Source organism: Burkholderia sp. ABCPW 14, from assembly GCF_001523835.1.
Taxonomy (GTDB): Bacteria; Pseudomonadota; Gammaproteobacteria; order Burkholderiales; family Burkholderiaceae; genus Burkholderia; species Burkholderia mayonis.
Map to the genome: position 1 here is coordinate 201063 of NZ_LOVS01000149.1, position 16877 is coordinate 217939.

Consider the following 16877-nt stretch of genomic DNA (forward strand, 5'->3'; position numbering starts at 1 on the left):
AATACTGCTATCGATTATTTCAGCGCCTAAAATTCAAACTGGCCAGCCCGACCCGATTATCAGACGGGTATTGCTTAACCAGAACAACTATGACTGCCGACATGCTGAGGGGCGTAATTCCTGAATTTGTCGACGCCGAGACCGAAGAAATCTTTCGCCGATGCTGCGTGTCGGAAACCGTGTATCAGGCGCGCGCGGCGTTATGGGTCGCGGTCATTGCCGCTCTGTCTTTTGCACTCGACGACATCAGGCAGGCCGGACTTGAGCTTGAGTCAGTCATGCCGTTCGGCCTGTGCTTTGCCTCGATCATGTGGTCGGCATGGCTGCTGTTGCGGTTGCGTCGGCCGATAGAGGCCCCCACGCTCCAATGCTTGCTATTGGCTTGGGCAATCGTAATCGACGTGCTGGCGATTGCCGAGGGTGTCGCGAGTCCGTCGAATTTGCTGGTCATGCAGACCGTGCTATTCGGGCTCGTGACTTTCTTGCCGCTGCGTTTCGTGGCGAGCGCCATCAATGGCGCATGCTTTGCAGTCGGGCTGATCGCGATCCTGCGATGGCGGTGCGCGGCGATGTCGCCGCAGCTCTATCCGCTGTCGGTTGCGATGGGTTTCGCGCTTGCCATTGGCTTGCAACAGGTTTGGCGTGCGGAGCGGATGCGCCGGCAGGAATTCGCCCGTGTGCGCAGCGAGACCCACCAGCGCGAGGCACTGCGGCGTGCCAAGGATGTAGCCGAAGCAGCCGACCGGGCCAAGACAACGTTGTTGGCCGTAGTCAGTCATGAGGTACGCATACCCATGAATGGCGTGCTCGGCGTGCTGCAACTGCTGGAAGATTCGCGACTGGATGCGATACAGCGCCGCCAGGTCGAGATTGCGCGAGATTGCGCCGAACATCTGACCGGCTTGCTCGACAGCATGATCGATTACGTGCGCCTTGGTGCTGTGGTTGAAGAACCGGTTCCGACCGACTTCGATCCTCGGCAACTGATTCAAGGCGTCGTCGAGTTGATGCGCACGCGTGCGCTGGCCCGGCAGACAACCATCGACGTTCTCGTCAATCGTGACGTGCCGGAAGCGCTGCGCGCCGATGCCGGACGGTTGCGCCAGGTGCTGGTGAATCTGTTGAGCAATGCGGTCAAGTTTACCGAGCGAGGCTGCGTCGGCGTTTCGCTGACCATGCGGGGCAGCGTTGCGGGCGAGTTGCAGCTGGAGATCACCGTCGAGGACACCGGGATAGGTATCCCGGAAAACATGCTGGCGCGGATTTTTGACGAATTTACTCAAGCCGACGAATCGATCGGACGCCGCTTTGGCGGGGCAGGCTTGGGCTTGGCCGTGTGCCGGCGTGTCGTCGACATGCTGGGCGGCACGATCACTGCGGTCAGCGAGCACGGTGTCGGTAGTCGGTTCCAGGTCGTGGTGCCGGTGGCCGCGGCGATCGTCGCGGCGCCGCCGGACATACCGGCGTCACCTCCATCGCGACGCTTGAAGCTCCTCGTCGTCGACGACGACCCGATCAACCAGGTCGTGATTTGCGGCCTCCTCACTCAGGCGGGCCACGATGCCATGCCCGTGAGCAGCGGAGAGGCTGCGGTTGCGGAAACCGCTCGTGAGCATTTCGACGGCGTATTCCTGGACCTTCATATGCCGCTCGTGGACGGTATCGAGACTGCACGCCGCATACGCGCTCAGAACGCGCGCGCTCAGGAGCGGCGGGAGATGCCGATTGTCGTGCTGACTGCGGACCTGCTTCGGGCGCAAAGCGCCGGCGTGACCGATATCTTCACCTCGGTTCTGGTGAAGCCGATCCGGCGAGACGCGTTGCGCCGGGTACTCGAGACCGTGGGCGGCACGGCTGTCGCGCGGCCTCGACCTTCAGACAAGATCTGGTCGACGGACGCAGCAGTGGATCTCGTTTGTCTGGGCGAGCATGCCGAGGCGCTCGGTGCTGCCGCAGTCGGCTGGCTCGTGCACCAGTTCCGGCATGAAGGGCGACGTTTGCTGAACGACCTCGGCGAAGCCGTCGCAGAGCAAGACGCAAGTCGAATCAAAGCGCTTTCACACCGGCTAACGAGCTCGGCGGCGGCATTGGGGCTGGTGAGACTCGGGCGGCTGGCCGAGCGAGTGAAACAGGCAGCCGGTTGGGACGAGGCATCGGAACTTTCCGCTCTCCTCATCGCGCTCGGCATCGAATTCGAACACACTTTCGAAGCACTGCGCAAAATCGCGCGCGAGGCGCGGGGCGCGCGACGCAGTCGTCAACCGCCACGATTCACCACGGCATCGAGCCGGTAGCCGATCCCGACGACCGTGCTGATCGGGCTGCGCATTCCGCCGGCGTCGTCGGACATCTTGCGGCGCAGTCGCGCGATCAAGGTGTCCACGGTACGCGAGTCCGTCGCGCGCTCGCGTTTGCTGACCACTTCGAGCAGATACTCGCGCGTGAGCGTCGCGCCGCGAACCATCACGAGCGCGGCCAGCAGATCGAACTCGCGCGGGGTCAGGGGCAGCACGGCGCCGCCCGACAGCGCCAGCTCCCGGCGCCGAAGGTCGATCAGCCAGCGGTCGAAAGTCAGCACCGTATCGACAGGAGCAATCTCGCGATACAGCCGTTGCCGGCGCAACAGGGCGCGCACGCGGGCGAGCAGCTCGCGCAGCCGGATCGGCTTGGTGATGTAGTCGTCGCCGACGGTTTCGAGACCGAGGACGCGATCGATGTCGCCGTCGCGTTGCGTCACGAAGATGATGCCGACGGTACTGTGCTCGCGCAGCTCGCGGGCAAGGGAGATGCCGTCGCCGTCGGGAAGGTTGATGTCCAGCAGCAGCACGTCGGCCGGCGCGGCGCGCAGTGCCTGGCGTGCTTGCGCAACGTTGCCGCTGGTGAGGAGATCAAAGCCGGCATCGCCCAGGTAGCGGGCCAGCATCGTGCGGGTAATGGGGTCGTCCTCGACGATGAGAATACGTCCCGGCGAAGCTTCCATGGTTTCTCCTCCGGGGTAACCAATTCGGGCAATCGATGCGCGGATTGAAAAATTCAGCCCCGATTCCACCGTTGACGTCAGTCGACAAATTGCAGTCGCCATGTTACGCGGGGCGCAATCGAATGCGTGAAGTTCGCCGGCCGTCGCGCGATGGTTTGCCGTGACGGCCCTGTCGTTCCGTGACGCTGCGCCATATGTGAACAACGATTGACAACGGCGTGCCTGTCTCGCGCGATGCCGCGCGAGCCTTGCATACTTCATGTGCCTGCGGTGGTTCGCGGCGACGGCGCGCCGTCGTTGCGAAATACCAATTCATACGAGGGAGACGCCTGATGTGGACTGTTCCCGGATTCGGCATCACGCATGCAAGACCGCTCGCCGGTGGCGGACAATCGATGAAATGCGGCATGAGCGGCCCGATGCCGGGATGATCGAAGTCGTCAATGCCCGAACGAGGTCATCGACGTGGAATCGCTATTGCGAAGCGTCTATCGTCCCTATCGGACGTTCTCGCATCTGCTCGAATCGCTGGTGCGCGCATTCGCCCGGCAACTGGACCTGGGGAGCGCGTCCTTGTGGCTGCGCGGCGTGGGCGTCCTGCAGTTGAATCGCAACGGCGCACAGATCGATCTCGCATGGCTCGATGAAACGAACGTCGACGAACATACCGCACCGGCCGCGCATTCGGCTCGATTCCCGGTGACATATGCGGGAGAGCCACTCGGCACGCTGCGGCTGAATGGAAGGGGCGCCGCCGATCGAGCGGAAGCGTTCGCCGAGTGGGGGGCCGCCTTTGCACATCGCTGCGCGCTGCTGTGCAAGCGCTACGACGTGCAACGGTGGGCTCAGCAACGGCTGAGCCGCAGCTTGTTGCTCGTGGGCATGTCCGAACCGTTGCACCGCGTCGAGGTTTTCGTTGAAAAGGCGTCGTACAGCACGTTGCCGGTATTGCTCACCGGCGAGTTCGGCACCGAGAAAGCCCCGTTGGCGGCGGCGCTGCATTGTTGCGGGCCTCGGCGGGACGGGCCGTTCATTGAAGTCAACTGCGCCGATCCTGCCGGCGAGCCGGCGCAATGGTTCAAACAGGCGGCCGGCGGCACCTTGTTCTTCAACGGCATCGACGAGCTCGCTACCCGGCTTCAGAACCAGTTGCGACAGCATCTGCATTCGCGGCTCGGACAATGGCTGGTGGTGCCGGACGAGTGCGAGGTGCGCGTGGTCGCGTCGACGACGTCCGACTTGCGAAGATGCGTGGAAGAGGGGCGATTCTCGCAAGCCCTGCTGGCCGAACTGGATTTCCTGTCGGTGACGGTGCCGTCGCTTCGCCTGCGCCAGGACGACATCGCGCCGCTGATCGTCGCGGCGCTCGAACATCATGGCTATGTCGCGGAGCGTAAGTGCAGCGACGCGCTGCTCGAGATTTGCCGGCTCTATGCGTGGCCGGAAAATCTGTATGAACTGGAGCGCGTGATCGCGCGCCTCGCGGTCATGACGGGCGATGCCGCCATCGGCCGCGCGGATGTCGCGCTTCACGTGCCGTGGATGATCTCGCAACCGCGTAGCGAGCCTGTCGGCGCGTCGCGCGTCGCCGATCGAGATGACGAGGCGTCACGGCGCACGATGGAGCCGGATGTTGCCACGTCGCGGTCTTCGGCGATGCCGGCCCACTGGGCGCGGTGTGCGATGACGCGCAACGGCGCGGAGCTGGCGCGATTGCATAAGGCGTTGCGCAAGGCACTGCTTTATCTCGGCGAACAGTACGCCAATCCGATTTCAATGGAGCAGTTGGCCCAGCACGCCCACGTGAGTCCATCGCATTTGAGCTATCTGTTCCGTCACACGTTGAATGTCGCATTCAAGCCGCTGCTCCAGCAAATTCGCATCGAGAAGGCGAAGGAAATGCTGATGCGCGACGACTGTCCGCGCGTGACTGAAGTTGCGCTGAGCGTCGGCTTCGGCGACCTGAGTCATTTCGAAAAAAGCTTCAGGCGCATCGTGGGGTTGAGTCCGCGCGAATTCAGGAGTTCGGTTGCGTGACGGGCCGTTGTCATCGCGATATGGACGGGGCGGACGGGTCCCACAGGTTCGACGCGCTCAGGTCCACCTGCATCGTTCCAGGCATCAACACGCAGTTTTGCAGGTGTTGCCACGCCATGGCGCCCGGATAGCCGCAACCGGCGGGCGTGACGGCGGGGAATGCGTCAAGCGCGCCTAAATACGGTTGCTGGTTTACCGTCGGCACGTTCCAGGCCCAGATGCGCAATTCGGGCGATGGGCTCAGATCCGCCATCAGCGATGCCATCGAATCGGCCAGATCGTGCGAGCAATAGACGCCGGGCTGATACCCGCACTTCATGATCTCGGCGGCCCACGCACTGAGATAGGCCTGGGCATCGTCGTCGAGAGCGCTGCCGTCTTCCCAATCGATGTATAGGTAGCCGTCGCGGGGAAAGCCTTCGGCGCGCGCCAATTGAGCGGCTTGTGAGCCGTCGGTGGCGCCTTGGGCATCGGTCAGATCGTTCGATCCCGATTGCTGGCCGACATAAATGGGCAGCAGCCCCCAGCCTTGATCGGTCAATGCCTGGCGGTTGCCCATCCAGCTGATGTCGGGATGGTTCGGCGCGGGAGCCAGATAGTAGCCGCACCAACTGAGGTTGGTGTTGGACTTCAGCCAGCCGAGTTGCAACTGGCCGGGGAAGATGTCGGTGTCGAAGCCTGCGTAGAAGGTCATGATGTGGGTCCTTTCCGACGAGCATGTCGATCGATGCATCGCGCGAGGCAACGCCGCGTGGCGTCTTCGGCCACGGCCGATCAAATCACGGGAAGTAACGTTTTCAGCGCCTCGTATTGTCGTGAGATCGCCTTGCGAACCAGGTAGTCCTCGATCAGCGCCGCAGCGACTTTGCGTTGCGCGGCGATTTCCGGCAGCGAGGCCAAGTTCATATCGGGAAAGCGTACGTCTTGCCGGAATGGTGCTTCGCTGGCGGGGGCGTTGGAGACGGACACGTAGGCGATCGCCTTGCCTCCCCGGAACACCACCATCGTCAACTCATTGGTGTTGCCGGTGGCTCGCGGCACGTTGTATTCACGTGAAAGCACCGAGAATTTCCGACTGGGATCTTCGATGGAGGCGGAGAGCCGATCGAACAGCTTCAGTAACGAATCGCCCAGCAAGTACACATGCAATTCGGTTGCCACGCGGATTACCGAAGCTTGAAACACGTCCGAAAAGCCAATCTCCTGCGGCGCAAGGTATTTTTCCTGTTGCAGGAGGAGGATCAACACCAGGTCGTCGCTGAACGCGCCATCGAGCACACCCGCGGCGACCGAGTCGGACAATTGTGCCTTAGCTTGGTCGATCCATCGCTTCAGCTCATGCCGAGCCTCTTGGAAACGAATTTCCAACTTCGTGCTGACCTCGCTGTTTCCGTCTTTATTAATAAAGAAATAGTTATTCTGACGTGCAATCCCGTCGGCAATCCGGTCCATTAGGTTGCGTGCGAGGCGGTAGGCGCTGTCTTTATCGCCTAGGATGACTCTTTTTAACTCGTCATTCTTGATATTACTTTCGATGTCTTTGGTGACGTTATCGTTGTGCTTGAGAGGCAGTGCGTTGACGTCGTTCACTTTGGCCATCTCGTCGTAGCTTACGCCGGCCATCGTGCTAAGTGTGTGAATAATTTTTTTCTGCTGTTCTGTGTCGCTGAGTTGCCAGATTTGCCCGAAGCGCTGAAAACGTCTCTCGAGCTTGTCCGCATGGTGCGAACTGCGGTCTGCAATCTCGCACAGCATCGTGGCGATTTCTCGCAGGTGGTACATGATGTCCGGCAACGGAAGTTCCACGGTGGTGCTGCTGGTGGGCGACTTCGCTGCAGCGGAGTCACCGTTGGAATGTTCCACTGTGACTGTCTGGTTCTCAATTTTGATGCGTTCCTGCCCCTGCGCCTCATCCAGTTCCTCCCAGACTGCCACCGCTTCGATCGTGTCGCGCCGTGGCAGCGTGACGTCGATCAACTCCATCAACAGCGGCTTGCGAATTTGCTCCACGTCCGGCGATACTCCGGCGGCGTGCCAGGTGTAGCCGAGCCGATACAGGACGAAAGGTCGGATTGCGTCATTGAGCAGAATGCCAGGAATGCCGTTCGGGTCAGTGCCTTCCGGGGCGGCTATGCGGCGTTGGTCGTTCGTCCAGAGCCCTAGCCGTTGTTGATCGAATACTTTCCGCAGTGACTGTGGCTTGTCATACTCCAACTTGTAATTCTTGTTGATTCCGTCTGGAGCGCTCGATTGCCCCGTCCAGCGCGTAGCCGTTACCTTGTCAAAGTCGCCGACCACTGACGCGATTTCCACACCGGCCTTGATCATCGCGTCGGTCACTAGCTCTTCCAGCTCACCATAGATGATGGCCTGCAGCGGTACCGGCGCCCATGGATCGACAATAATCTGCGTATCCCAATCCGACGTGCCGCCACCGAATTGCGTGGCCGCCGATCCGCCCGGCACGCTTACGCAATAAAAGGCATTGCCGCCCTTCATGTAGAACTTCACCAATTTCCGTTTCTCAATAATGTGGTACTTTTCCGACAGTGATTTATTCAGTTGTTTGATGCGCTCATTAATATCCTGCAGTGCTGTCAGGACCTTCGCACGTATTGCCGGGGTCGCGATTTTTTCTTTCGGATCTTTCGCATCGCCGTCCGGATTTTTCACATTGTTGATCGTCTCGGTCAGCCACTTACTCATCTCGCGCCGGATCGACCGCTGCTTTTCGGATTCCTTCATACGTGCTCCCGGACTAAGCCTAAAAAAACGCACTTGAACAGCAATCCGTGGCGTTACACCGGTCCATCGTCTGCGGTCCACGAGATCTCGACCTCGTCAAGCGCTGGTTCAATTGCGATCCCGTGTGATGCAAAGCCGCATTCCGCGAGTAACCAACACTGCGATCAAGGGCGTCCTTGCATCAGCCCGCCCGAGGCCCCGCCGCCCCGGCCGCCGCAGCGGCCATCGCTTGCTCTGCCTGCCGCTGCGCTGCGTCGACCGCGCGAGTCTCGGCCTCGCCGGCCTGCCGCGACGCGTTTGCCACCGCGGCTTCGCTCGCGGCCGCGCCGCTTAGCGCGGCCGCGAGCGCCTGCTCCGCGAGCGTCATCGCCTCGAGCGCCGCATGACTCCCGTCGGCCGAGCCGGCGTGCGCCGTGCTGTTCAGCGCGGCCCGCAACGCCTCGTCGCTGGCCGCGACCGCGCTATCGACGGCCTCTTGCGCCTGCATTTCGGCGATCTGCGAAATGGACTCGGGGGGACTCGGTGTCGACTCATTGTTTTGAGGATTCATCGCTCGCCTCGCTTTTTCGACGCCGGAGCCGCAACGCCGGAAGCGGCATCTGCGTATCCGGTGGTGTGCAGCGCATGCAGCGATTCCAGCAGTGCCTGTTTGGCTTCCACGACCATCTGCTGAGCCCTCGCGCGCGCTTCCTTCCGCATGTCGGCGACGACGGCGCTCGCGCTCGAGAAGTCCGGCGGCGCGCCGGCCGGCGTGATGGACGGGGCGACGCCGGAAGGGGCGGACACGCGTAGCCGCTCGGCCGCCGTTTGCGGGTCTTCCGGCCGTTCGGGCGCGTTCTGAATCGGTATCTTGGGAATGCTCACGATGCGTTCTCCTGTTCCGTGGATGCTCGTTCCGTCTCGATGGGCGCGAGGCTTGCCGGCGCGGCAGGTCTCGTACCGAAGTCGTTCAGCGAGATCACTCCGTTGCTGCTCAACTGCAATTCGGCACGCAACTGCGCCGACTCGACGGGAAACAGACAGGTCGCGCCGTCCTGACCCATCGTGCCGCGCTCGGGCTGGTGCGCGGCCAGAAACGACTGTGCCGCGTGCATGAAGAGATCGACGATGCGTTTGGCCGCCTCGCCGGTCTCGCCCTTGTAGGCGGTGTGTTGGACGATCTGCTGTGCGCCTTGCGACAGCCTTGCAAAACCCACCAGCCGGCCTTGAGCGAGCCAGTTGCGTACTGTCTGCGCCACTTCGGACGGGCCGGCCAGGCCCTGTACCTGCGGACAGTCGAGCGCGCCGAACAGAACCGGCAGCAGCGCTTGCGAAGCCTCGGTGGCGGCAGCTTCGCGTCGTTCGGGCGTGGCGGCGCCGCTATTCAGTTGTTCCGCGTAGTCGAGATAAAACCGATAGAAGTCGCAGAACTCGTGGACAGTGCGCGCCTGCTTCAACGCGAACGTCGCCGCCTCCTGCTGCAACGGCTGTTGCCGCGCGCTCTGCGGCAGATGCATCAGGTTCGTGACCGCGAGGCTTTCGTCGAAGCCGAGGACCTGGAACAGCGGCGCCGACTTGACGCCCAGTTGCGCCAGGAAACTGACGCCCGCGGCCAGTTCGTCGCGTGTGGCGAGACCGTGTTCCGAGAGAATCTTCGCGACCTGCGCGGCCACGACGGAGGAGCCGTCGCCGCTTTCGGCGCGCGCCAGGACATTCAGGTCGGCCAGGCTCAGCGTCATGAGCTTCACCGGACTGACCATCAGCCCGAGTTGCGGCAGCAGCGTATGCCGCGACACGTGCAGCCCCTGCTGCACCGTGGCGATCAGCTCTGTTTCGTCCGCGAAGTCGTAACGCGCCGTCGGTGCGGTGGCGGCCCAGTCGAGCCACTCTGTGCCGCCGTCGACGAACTCGAGCGCCCGCTGTCCGACATCGGACAGCGCGTCGGGCTGCGGTATCAACTTGCCGGCAACGGATACGGTCATGGCAATGCTCCTTGGTCGGACAGCAGATGCGTACGGCCCGCTTCAGCCGGCCGGGAAGCCCTTGAGCACGGTGGCGGCGACCGTGCCGATCTTCGCGTAGTCGTCGGTCGCGGATTTCATCATGTCCTGCGCCTGGGTGAGCGCCGTCGCGTATTGCGGTTTGCCGGTGGCCAGGAACTGCGCCATCGCCACGCCGGCGGCCGTCGTCGCAATCGTGGTGATGTTGCGCAGCGCGTCGGTCGCGTCCTGCACCGCGAGTGCGGTCGATTGGGCGACCGACTGGTAGGCTTTGCCCGCACCGCTCGTCAACACCACCTGCGGACTCATCGTCGCGAGCTGGCTCTGGTTGATCACGTCGATGACTTGAGGGTTGACCTTTGAGAGATCCATGGCATTTCCTTCGGAGAATTGAATGGTTCAGCAGCCCGCACAAAACACGTCAGCTCTTGCCGCTCGGTCCGCCGTGGTTCGGCGTGTCGCCGCCAGGCTTCGATAGGGCGGTTGTGACCGATTGTGCAAACCGGTCCAGCGCATACTCGGCGTCGCCCGCGTCCTTCACGGCCGTGTCGGCCGTGACCTTCAACTCGTCGAGGGCGGCCTTGGCTTCGCCGAACGCGGTTTCGCTTTCCTTCACGGCTGCCTCCACGACGGTCATGGGCGGCAATGATTCGTCGGGACCCGGCAGCGGATGCACGTCGGGCGGCCGTGTCGGCGCGGGCGGCGGAGGCGGCGGCGGGACCGGGAACGGTACGGCGAGGATCTTCGCGCACGCGGCCGTCAGCGCGGCCGAATTGATCATGCCTGCGCTTTGCTGGCGACTCACCGCGTTGTGCATGGCCATGCCGAGCGTCTCCAGCAAGACGGCGTCGAGCATGCCGAACGCCTGTGACGGCGATTGGCCGGTCGTCAGCGTGACGACGTTGCTGACGGCGTCGACGATTTGACTGTTGACGGAGCTGTCATCGGTACTCATGACGGTTAGCTTCCCTGTTGGCTTCCCTTTGCGATGATCAATGCGAGTACCTGAGTCGTGGCCGCGTCGGCGATGACCTGGCCTCGCTGCTGATTGGCGACGGCATTGCTCATCGCGATGCCGATGCTGTCGGCCATCGCGAGATAGGTCATTGCCATCGCGACTGCGGCCGTTTGGCCTACGGCGAGCTCTGGCATTGCGCTGACCGGATCAGCGGGATACTCGATGGCTGGCGTGCGTGGCGCCCGCGTGCCCCAGTGTCTCGGCCGCGGGCGTCAAGCGCGGTTATCTCAGGCCGAGAATCTCCGCGGTGGCAGCGCCCGTGGTGCCCGTTTCCACCGTCAGCAGCGTGGACACGGCCTGCGTGGTGGATGCCTGCATCGTCACGTACGATTGCTGCTGATTGTTGGTGGCGTTGTGGGCGGCGTTCGACAGCGCCTGGCTCGTTGCCACATACAGGTTGCCCATCGCGACGGATGGCGCGTCGCCCAGCACTTTCGTGTTGACTTGCGAGACCGAATCGGTGATCTGGCTGTTGACTGAAGTGGGAAATGCCATGATTCATGCTCCTTAATGTTTGGATGACAGTTGGGGGTCGGTGATCAACGCATGAGCCCTCAGCCGAGGATCTTCTTGGTCGCCATTGCCGTACTGCCGGTATCCAACGAGTACAGCAGCGCGACACCCATCGTGGTCGCAGCCTGTGCCGTGACGTACATCTGTTGTTGCGCCAGCGTCGCGTTGTGCGCAGCGTTGGCCAACGCCTGCGCGGTGGCCTGGTACAGGTTGCCCATCGCAATGGACGGAGACACCCCCAGCACCTGGGTGTTCGCCTGCGTCACCGAATCGGTGATCTGGTTGTTGACGGCAGTGGGAAAGGCCATGTGCTCAACTCCTTGGGGTCAACTGTTTCCGGCAATCCTCAGGTGCCGAGGATCTTGGTGGTGGCGATCCCGGTCGTGGCCGTGTCGAGCGAATACAGTGTCGCGACGCCCATCGTGGTGGCGGCTTGCGCCGTGACGTAGCTCTGTTGTTGCGCGTAGGTCGCGTTGTGCGCCGCGTTGGCCAAGGCTTGCGCCGTGGCCTGGTACAGGTTGCCCATCGCGATGGCCGGCGCGTCGCCCAGCACTTTGGTGTTGGCCTGCGTGACGGAATCGGTGATCTGGTCATTGACGCTGGTCGGAAAAGCCATGTCGGGCTCCTCAATGAATTAGGCTTGGGCGATCAGCTGCCGAGGCCGCGAACGCCGGTGCTCAGGATGTCCTTGGTCGCCACGCCGGTGGCGGCCGTGTCGAGCGAGTACAGCGTCGCGACGCCCATCGTGGTGGCGGCCTGGGTCGTGACGTAGCTTTGCTGCTGCGCATTGGTGGCGTTGTGGGCGGTATTGGCAAGCGCTTGCGCCGTGGCCTGATAGAGGTTGCCCATCGCGATGGCCGGCGCGTCGCCCAATACCTTGGTATTGGCCTGCGTGACGGAATCGGTGATCTGGTCATTGACGCTGGTCGGGAATGCCATGGTGGCTCCTTGATAAATGTGAGGCTGCCTTTCGGCGGGATGTTGTTCCGGTACGAACCCTGCGCTGCGTGGTAGGGCCGTGAAAACATCGTAGGAAAGCAATGACGAGCGCGATTGGCGCAGCCTATGGAAAACACGGCGCCGAATCGCGCAAACCGTTGTAACCAGCCAAAACGGACTGCCCATGCGGATCAGCGGTTTCGCGGCATGGGTTTCCAGTGCCTTTGCGGAACGAAACGCGGCATACGGAAAAAGCGCCGATTTGCGGTGGAATTGCCGATTGGATCAGGGGGAACAGAGCATGCGACGCCAGACCGGTAAGCCGGCTCGAATGTTCTCCTCGATTGCCGCCGAGGCGGACGCGCATCTCGGCAAGGCAAAGCGGCTTTGCAGGAAAGAAAGCGAGACAACGCGGCTATATGCCGGACTCACAATTCGCGAGGGGTAGAGGTGGTTTGCTGGCCGGATTCGACGTGAACGCAGCGCCTGACCGAATTCCTGCTTGCGGCGCACAAACTGACGACGAAGGGGCCGCTATGCCGCACAAACGCAAAGGGGAAGTAAGAGGGGCCGGGCTGGGCGCGAACCCGAATCCGAACCCGAGCGCGGAACAATCGGGCTGATGGCGCACGGGACACTGGACCGGGCTGCCATCCACGAGCAGCTTGCCGTGCTCAGAAGGCGATCTTTGAGTGTCTTGGGCGGTGAGCTGATTCACCACCTGGGTGACGAGAAGGGCGAAATGAAGTCAGCGGGCGGCACAAACAGCCGCAACGGCAGCCGCCGCGAATGGATCACGGTCGACGACGACACGGCACGCTTGCGAGCTCACGTCGATCAAGAAACGCGCTCGGTGCATCCGGACAGGCCCTAGCGCGCGGCGGCCGCGACGCGTCCGTCCGGCCCGTAGAAGCCGTTGCGCTGCGGCGCGGCGCGCAGCACGGACAGCGTTCGTTCGTTGTAGTCCATCCGGATGCGGATCAGCATCCCGTTGATCGCGTTCGCATGGCGCGCGCGTTCTGCCGATTGTTGCAGCAATTGCCAGCCGTTCGCGAGACGCGCGTCGCTTTCGGCCGCGCGATCCATGCCTGTCTTGCCGGCCGGCAGGCCGAGCGACGCGAGCAGCGTGTCGCGCCGGCGTTCGAGGTGCGCGAGCTTCTCGATCAGCTCGGATTTCCTGTCGACGATGCCCGGCAGCGCCTCGAGCGGCGACGCCGTCGTCAGCGCCTTTTCCTCGTAGGCGAGCAGGGACGCGAACGCTTCGACCGTCGCGTGCTCGTCGTTGACCGTGGCCAGCAGTTCGTTTCTCATCTCGTTTGGCTCGACATGGCGGCGCGCGGACCGTCCGCGCGCCATGTTTCGCGTTCCTTCGTCCGGCCGCGAAGCCGGTTCAGCTGTTGCCCGCCTGCGGCGGCTGCTTCAGCAGATCGCGGGCGGTCTGCAGGATGCCGTCGGCGATCTTGCCGGTGTCGATCGACAGCGTGCCGTTCTTGATCGCGTCCCGAATCGCCTCGACCTGGGCGGTATCGATATCGGCGCTGCCCGATGCGGCCAGGCTGCGCAGCGTCGACGACAGGCCGGACAGGCTCACGTTCGCGTCTCCGCTCGTCGGCGCGCCCGCAGCGCCGGTGGGCGTCTGGGTCGCGGCCGGCTGGCCGGCTTGCGTGCGAGCCGCGCCCGCACTGGCGTTCGACAGCGTGCGGGCGTTCGAAGTAGTGGTGGAATCGACTTTCACGATGGTGTTTCCTGTACGGGTTTGACCTCGATAACGGCAAGGCCGGCCCGAACTTTAGCACCCGTTTTTCGGTAAATCCCTGAATCAACGAAAGTTTGCAATCTTAGAGGGGGATCTCGACTGTCGCGGCGTCCTTGACGATCGCCGTGACGATCTGGCCCGCGGCCATCCGCACCCGTACCTGCTGGCCGGGCGCCGCGTTGTTGAGCACGCTGCCCTCGGCCGAAATCGTGAACCCCTGCCCCGACGCGACGACCCGCACCGTCTGGCCGATCGACACCGACGCCGCGCTCTTCAGGAGATCCCGGCGCAGCGGCAGCCCGGCCGCGACCCGCGTGAGCGCGGTTGCGCCGACCGCCTCGGTCGGATCGGTGATCACGGCGAGCGGCAGCATCGTCAGGTCACCGTCGCGCGCGATGAGGTCGGCGGCCGTGAGCGCCTCGCCGGGCGAGATCTGGCGCGCGGCGACGTAGTAGGTCGCTTGCACGGCGAGCTTCGCCTGCAGATAGATCGTCCACGGACGCTCGCCCGCGCAGCGCACGCCCACCGTCGTGCGGCCCCAGAGGCGCGCGCCCGACGGCAGGAACGGCTCGAGCGTCGTACACGCGGCGAGGCCGCGCGGGAACGCGGGCGCGACGGTGACGGTGGTCTTGCCGGGCAGCCCCGCCGCCTGCTGCTGAAGGAACGCGAGCGCGGCGCGACGGATCGTCTCGCCGTCCTGCTGGCCGGCTGGGACCGGGGCGGAGGCTGTCGCGCTGGCGGAGGCGGCCGGTGCGGCGGTCGTCTGCGCGCCACGGGCGTTCGCTGCGGGCGCGGCCGTGCGAATCGGCGCGGGACGGACAGGCAGCGCGCTTGGCGCGGGCTCCGAGCGGAACGAGACAGGGATCACGCCGCTCTGCACGGCGGCTTGGGCGCGCTGGGCCTGCCACGGCTGGGCGGCAGCCCGTGTGTTCGCGGGCCGGCCGTCGCGCACGGCCGCGTCCTGCGCGACGACCGTCGCGACCTGCTGCGCGTTGGCCGGCGCGCGCGATGCAGCGACCGCGCGGAATGCGGGATTGACGCCGGCAGCGGCGCTTGCCGCCGGATTGCTCCGGTTCGCGGTGGCGGGCGCGGTTGCGCCGGCCGGATTGTTCCATCGGGCGCTCGCTGGCGCGGCGCTTGCGGGAAGATTCGATCCTGCCGTCGTCGAGGCGGGATTCGCCTGACCGTTCCACTCGCCTCGCGGAGCGGCCGCCATTGCTGGCCGCTGCCATCCGGTTGCGGGCGACGCCGCAATCCGGCCGTTCGAGGCAGCCGGGCCCGGTTCGATCACGATTTGGCCGTTGCGCTGATCGGCTGCCGTCGGGGCGTTGGCGGGATCGTTCGATCCGGCACCCGACGGCGCGCCGGCTCGGCCGTTCCACGCGGCGGCCGCCTGCGCGGCGGCCTGAGCGTTCCACCTGCCCGCGCTCGCCGTATTGCCCGATCCGTTCCATCCGGCGGCGGCCGGCGCACCCGCCCCCCCTGCATTGGCGCCGTGCGCGTTCGCCGCATTCGCGTTCGCGAGCGCCGTCTCCGCCGATTCGCCGCGGCCCGGAATCACGATCATCCCGCCGTCGCCCGCCTGCTGCGCGAGCGCGGCGCACATCCAGCCCGCCAGCGCGAGCGCCGCGGCAAAGCGCGTGCGCGTTGCGCGGCTTGCGTCTGTCGTCATCGCGCCCTCCTCGAAACCGTTTGGTACGGGGTTGCATTCTAGGGATGGACGCCCGCCGGCAAACCGCGAATAGAGGGGCCCTTTGCCGGTTATTCGCCCGATTGCCCGTTGCGTCGTCCGCCTACCATGCGTCCCATGGGAAAAAGCCTCTTTGGCCGTCCATGGTCAGCCGCCCGCGGTTCGCGGTCGACCGCCGGCGGCGAAAGAGCGGCGCATCTTCAGACGGAGACTCGCAGATGCTGGACAAACTCGATGCCGAATTCGCATTCGGCCGCCAGGCGCTCGACGTGCGCACGTATCGGCAGGAACTGCTGTCGTCGAACATCGCGAACGCCGACACGCCCGGCTACCGCGCGCGCGACGTCGACTTCTCGTCGACGCTCGCCCGTGCGCTGAAGCAGGACGGCGCGCGCTCCGCCGGCAACGCGGCGCAGCTTGCGCTCGCGCAGCCGGCCGGCGTGACGAGCGGGATGTCGATGGCGACGACGTCGGGCTCGCACATGGCGGGCAACGTGAAGCTGATCCCGACGGGCGGCCCGAGCGACGATTACGGCCGCGCGCAGTACCGGGTCCCGCAGCAGCCGGCGCTCGACGGCAACACCGTCGATCTCGACACCGAGCGCGTGCAGTTCGCCGACAACGCGGTGCACTACCAGGCCGGGATGACGGTGATGACGCAGCAGATCAAGACGATGATCGCCGCGATCACGTCGAATTCGGGTTCGTGACGCGCCGCTTCGGCGCGTTTCCCGCGTGCTGCGCGCGTCACGGGAAACGTTTGAATGAGCGCGCAACGCGATAAGGAGCACGCATGCCTTCGTTGATGAACATTTTCGATGTCGCGGGTTCCGCGATGTCGGCCCAGTCGCAGCGTCTGAACGTGACGGCGTCGAACCTCGCGAACGCCGACAGTGTGACGGGTCCCGACGGCAAGCCCTACAAGGCGAAGCAGGTGGTGTTCGCGACCGCGCCGATGGGCCGCGCGCGCACCGCGTCGGGCCAGGGCGTCGGCGGCGTGCAGGTGACCAAGGTGATCGACGATCCGTCGCCGATGAAGATGACCTACGACCCGTCGAACCCGGCCGCCGACCAGAGCGGTTACGTGACGATGCCGAACGTCGATCCGGTGCAGGAGATGGTCAACATGATTTCCGCATCGCGTTCGTATCAGGCGAACGTCGAGACGCTCAATACCGCGAAGCAACTGATGCTGAAGACGCTGACGATCGGCAGCTGAC

General features: G+C 64.2%; 21 protein-coding genes. 5 read left to right on the top strand and 16 right to left on the bottom strand.

All coding sequences use genetic code 11. From position 1 onward, the window contains the following. Positions 1–89 precede the first annotated feature (89 nt). Entirely contained in the window at positions 90–2294 is a 2205-nt protein-coding gene (locus WS62_RS24310; protein WP_066576249.1) for an ATP-binding protein, read from the top strand. On the opposite strand, the gene WS62_RS24315 is transcribed toward WS62_RS24310, so the two are convergent. Beyond that, a complete protein-coding gene (locus tag WS62_RS24315) occupies positions 2258–2980 on the bottom strand; it encodes a response regulator transcription factor (protein WP_066576254.1) in 723 nt (240 codons plus the stop codon). The genes WS62_RS24310 and WS62_RS24315 overlap by 37 nt on opposite strands. Positions 2981–3445: 465 nt before the next feature. On the opposite strand from WS62_RS24315, the gene WS62_RS24320 reads away from it, so the two are divergent. Continuing rightward, positions 3446–5017, top strand: coding sequence for a helix-turn-helix domain-containing protein (locus WS62_RS24320; RefSeq protein ID WP_066576259.1), 1572 nt, complete (start codon positions 3446–3448; stop codon positions 5015–5017). A 10-nt stretch (positions 5018–5027) separates the two neighbouring features. Here WS62_RS24320 and WS62_RS24325 read toward each other — a convergent pair whose 3' ends face one another. From WS62_RS24325 to WS62_RS24380, 12 genes are all read right to left on the bottom strand, one after another. Beyond that, positions 5028–5711 carry a glycoside hydrolase domain-containing protein gene (locus WS62_RS24325; RefSeq protein ID WP_066576264.1) on the bottom strand — a complete coding sequence of 228 codons (684 nt, stop codon included), beginning with the start codon at positions 5709–5711 and terminating at the stop codon, positions 5028–5030. Between the two features lie 80 nt (positions 5712–5791). Beyond that, positions 5792–7762 (bottom strand): hypothetical protein, encoded by a 1971-nt coding sequence (locus WS62_RS24330; protein ID WP_231748405.1) that lies wholly within the window; start codon positions 7760–7762, stop codon positions 5792–5794. Positions 7763–7943: 181 nt separating this feature from the next. After that, a complete protein-coding gene (locus WS62_RS24335) occupies positions 7944–8249 on the bottom strand; it encodes a hypothetical protein (RefSeq protein ID WP_231748406.1) in 306 nt (101 codons plus the stop codon). Positions 8250–8308: 59 nt separating this feature from the next. Further along, positions 8309–8626, bottom strand: coding sequence for a hypothetical protein (locus WS62_RS24340; protein WP_066576276.1), 318 nt, complete (start codon positions 8624–8626; stop codon positions 8309–8311). Further along, positions 8623–9723, bottom strand: a complete 1101-nt coding sequence (locus WS62_RS24345) for a hypothetical protein (protein WP_066576279.1) — start codon at positions 9721–9723, stop codon at positions 8623–8625. Before WS62_RS24345 ends, WS62_RS24340 begins: the two co-directional genes overlap by 4 nt. Positions 9724–9765: 42 nt before the next feature. After that, positions 9766–10113, bottom strand: coding sequence for a hypothetical protein (locus WS62_RS24350; RefSeq protein ID WP_066495978.1), 348 nt, complete (start codon positions 10111–10113; stop codon positions 9766–9768). Positions 10114–10162: 49 nt separating this feature from the next. Further along, positions 10163–10696 (bottom strand): RebB family R body protein, encoded by a 534-nt coding sequence (locus tag WS62_RS24355; RefSeq protein ID WP_066576281.1) that lies wholly within the window; start codon positions 10694–10696, stop codon positions 10163–10165. A gap of 5 nt (positions 10697–10701) precedes the next feature. Further along, positions 10702–10923, bottom strand: coding sequence for a RebB family R body protein (locus tag WS62_RS24360; protein WP_269435306.1), 222 nt, complete (start codon positions 10921–10923; stop codon positions 10702–10704). Between the two features lie 58 nt (positions 10924–10981). Continuing rightward, complete coding sequence (locus WS62_RS24365; RefSeq protein ID WP_059469332.1) at positions 10982–11254, bottom strand: RebB family R body protein; 273 nt, start codon at positions 11252–11254, stop codon at positions 10982–10984. A 59-nt stretch (positions 11255–11313) separates the two neighbouring features. Continuing rightward, the gene (locus tag WS62_RS24370) at positions 11314–11580 is read right to left on the bottom strand and encodes a RebB family R body protein (protein ID WP_006024228.1); all 267 of its coding nucleotides are present in this window, start codon (positions 11578–11580) and stop codon (positions 11314–11316) included. A gap of 38 nt (positions 11581–11618) precedes the next feature. Beyond that, the gene (locus WS62_RS24375) at positions 11619–11888 is read right to left on the bottom strand and encodes a RebB family R body protein (protein ID WP_006024229.1); all 270 of its coding nucleotides are present in this window, start codon (positions 11886–11888) and stop codon (positions 11619–11621) included. Positions 11889–11920: 32 nt separating this feature from the next. Then, positions 11921–12211: a RebB family R body protein gene (locus WS62_RS24380; RefSeq protein WP_010101057.1), complete on the bottom strand. Its 291-nt coding sequence runs from the start codon at positions 12209–12211 to the stop codon at positions 11921–11923. 622 nt (positions 12212–12833) lie between these two features. On the opposite strand from WS62_RS24380, the gene WS62_RS38410 reads away from it, so the two are divergent. Beyond that, a complete protein-coding gene (locus WS62_RS38410) occupies positions 12834–13085 on the top strand; it encodes a hypothetical protein (protein ID WP_231748407.1) in 252 nt (83 codons plus the stop codon). Here WS62_RS38410 and WS62_RS24385 read toward each other — a convergent pair. The 3 genes from WS62_RS24385 to flgA form a co-directional block, all read right to left on the bottom strand. After that, positions 13082–13522 carry a flagella synthesis protein FlgN gene (locus WS62_RS24385; protein ID WP_066576532.1) on the bottom strand — a complete coding sequence of 147 codons (441 nt, stop codon included), beginning with the start codon at positions 13520–13522 and terminating at the stop codon, positions 13082–13084. The genes WS62_RS38410 and WS62_RS24385 overlap by 4 nt on opposite strands. 79 nt (positions 13523–13601) lie before the next feature. Continuing rightward, the gene (flgM, locus tag WS62_RS24390) at positions 13602–13946 is read right to left on the bottom strand and encodes a flagellar biosynthesis anti-sigma factor FlgM (RefSeq protein WP_066576286.1); all 345 of its coding nucleotides are present in this window, start codon (positions 13944–13946) and stop codon (positions 13602–13604) included. A 103-nt stretch (positions 13947–14049) separates the two neighbouring features. After that, entirely contained in the window at positions 14050–15639 is a 1590-nt protein-coding gene (gene flgA, locus WS62_RS37615) for a flagellar basal body P-ring formation chaperone FlgA (RefSeq protein WP_066576289.1), read from the bottom strand. Positions 15640–15875: 236 nt separating this feature from the next. Here flgA and flgB point away from each other — a divergent pair, with 236 nt between their 5' ends. Together flgB and flgC are read left to right on the top strand one after the other, a co-directional pair. Beyond that, positions 15876–16367 (top strand): flagellar basal body rod protein FlgB, encoded by a 492-nt coding sequence (gene flgB, locus WS62_RS24400; protein ID WP_066576293.1) that lies wholly within the window; start codon positions 15876–15878, stop codon positions 16365–16367. A gap of 83 nt (positions 16368–16450) precedes the next feature. After that, entirely contained in the window at positions 16451–16876 is a 426-nt protein-coding gene (gene flgC, locus WS62_RS24405; RefSeq protein WP_066576296.1) for a flagellar basal body rod protein FlgC, read from the top strand. Position 16877: the final 1 nt, after the last annotated feature.

Excerpts from the sequence above, each read along its gene's own strand:
- WS62_RS24310 (WP_066576249.1), top strand. The coding sequence starts at position 90 with ATGACTGCCGACATGCTGAGGGGCGTAATTCCTGAATTTGTCGACGCC.
- WS62_RS24315 (WP_066576254.1), bottom strand. The coding sequence starts at position 2,980 with ATGGAAGCTTCGCCGGGACGTATTCTCATCGTCGAGGACGACCCCATT.
- WS62_RS24325 (WP_066576264.1), bottom strand. The coding sequence starts at position 5,711 with ATGACCTTCTACGCAGGCTTCGACACCGACATCTTCCCCGGCCAGTTG.
- WS62_RS24330 (WP_231748405.1), bottom strand. The coding sequence starts at position 7,762 with ATGAAGGAATCCGAAAAGCAGCGGTCGATCCGGCGCGAGATGAGTAAG.
- WS62_RS24335 (WP_231748406.1), bottom strand. The coding sequence starts at position 8,249 with ATGCAGGCGCAAGAGGCCGTCGATAGCGCGGTCGCGGCCAGCGACGAG.
- WS62_RS24345 (WP_066576279.1), bottom strand. The coding sequence starts at position 9,723 with ATGACCGTATCCGTTGCCGGCAAGTTGATACCGCAGCCCGACGCGCTG.
- WS62_RS24350 (WP_066495978.1), bottom strand. The coding sequence starts at position 10,113 with ATGGATCTCTCAAAGGTCAACCCTCAAGTCATCGACGTGATCAACCAG.
- WS62_RS24355 (WP_066576281.1), bottom strand. The coding sequence starts at position 10,696 with ATGAGTACCGATGACAGCTCCGTCAACAGTCAAATCGTCGACGCCGTC.
- WS62_RS24365 (WP_059469332.1), bottom strand. The coding sequence starts at position 11,254 with ATGGCATTTCCCACTTCAGTCAACAGCCAGATCACCGATTCGGTCTCG.
- WS62_RS24370 (WP_006024228.1), bottom strand. The coding sequence starts at position 11,580 with ATGGCCTTTCCCACTGCCGTCAACAACCAGATCACCGATTCGGTGACG.
- WS62_RS24375 (WP_006024229.1), bottom strand. The coding sequence starts at position 11,888 with ATGGCTTTTCCGACCAGCGTCAATGACCAGATCACCGATTCCGTCACG.
- WS62_RS24380 (WP_010101057.1), bottom strand. The coding sequence starts at position 12,211 with ATGGCATTCCCGACCAGCGTCAATGACCAGATCACCGATTCCGTCACG.
- WS62_RS38410 (WP_231748407.1), top strand. The coding sequence starts at position 12,834 with ATGGCGCACGGGACACTGGACCGGGCTGCCATCCACGAGCAGCTTGCC.
- WS62_RS24385 (WP_066576532.1), bottom strand. The coding sequence starts at position 13,522 with ATGAGAAACGAACTGCTGGCCACGGTCAACGACGAGCACGCGACGGTC.
- flgA (WP_066576289.1), bottom strand. The coding sequence starts at position 15,639 with ATGACGACAGACGCAAGCCGCGCAACGCGCACGCGCTTTGCCGCGGCG.
- flgB (WP_066576293.1), top strand. The coding sequence starts at position 15,876 with ATGCTGGACAAACTCGATGCCGAATTCGCATTCGGCCGCCAGGCGCTC.
- flgC (WP_066576296.1), top strand. The coding sequence starts at position 16,451 with ATGCCTTCGTTGATGAACATTTTCGATGTCGCGGGTTCCGCGATGTCG.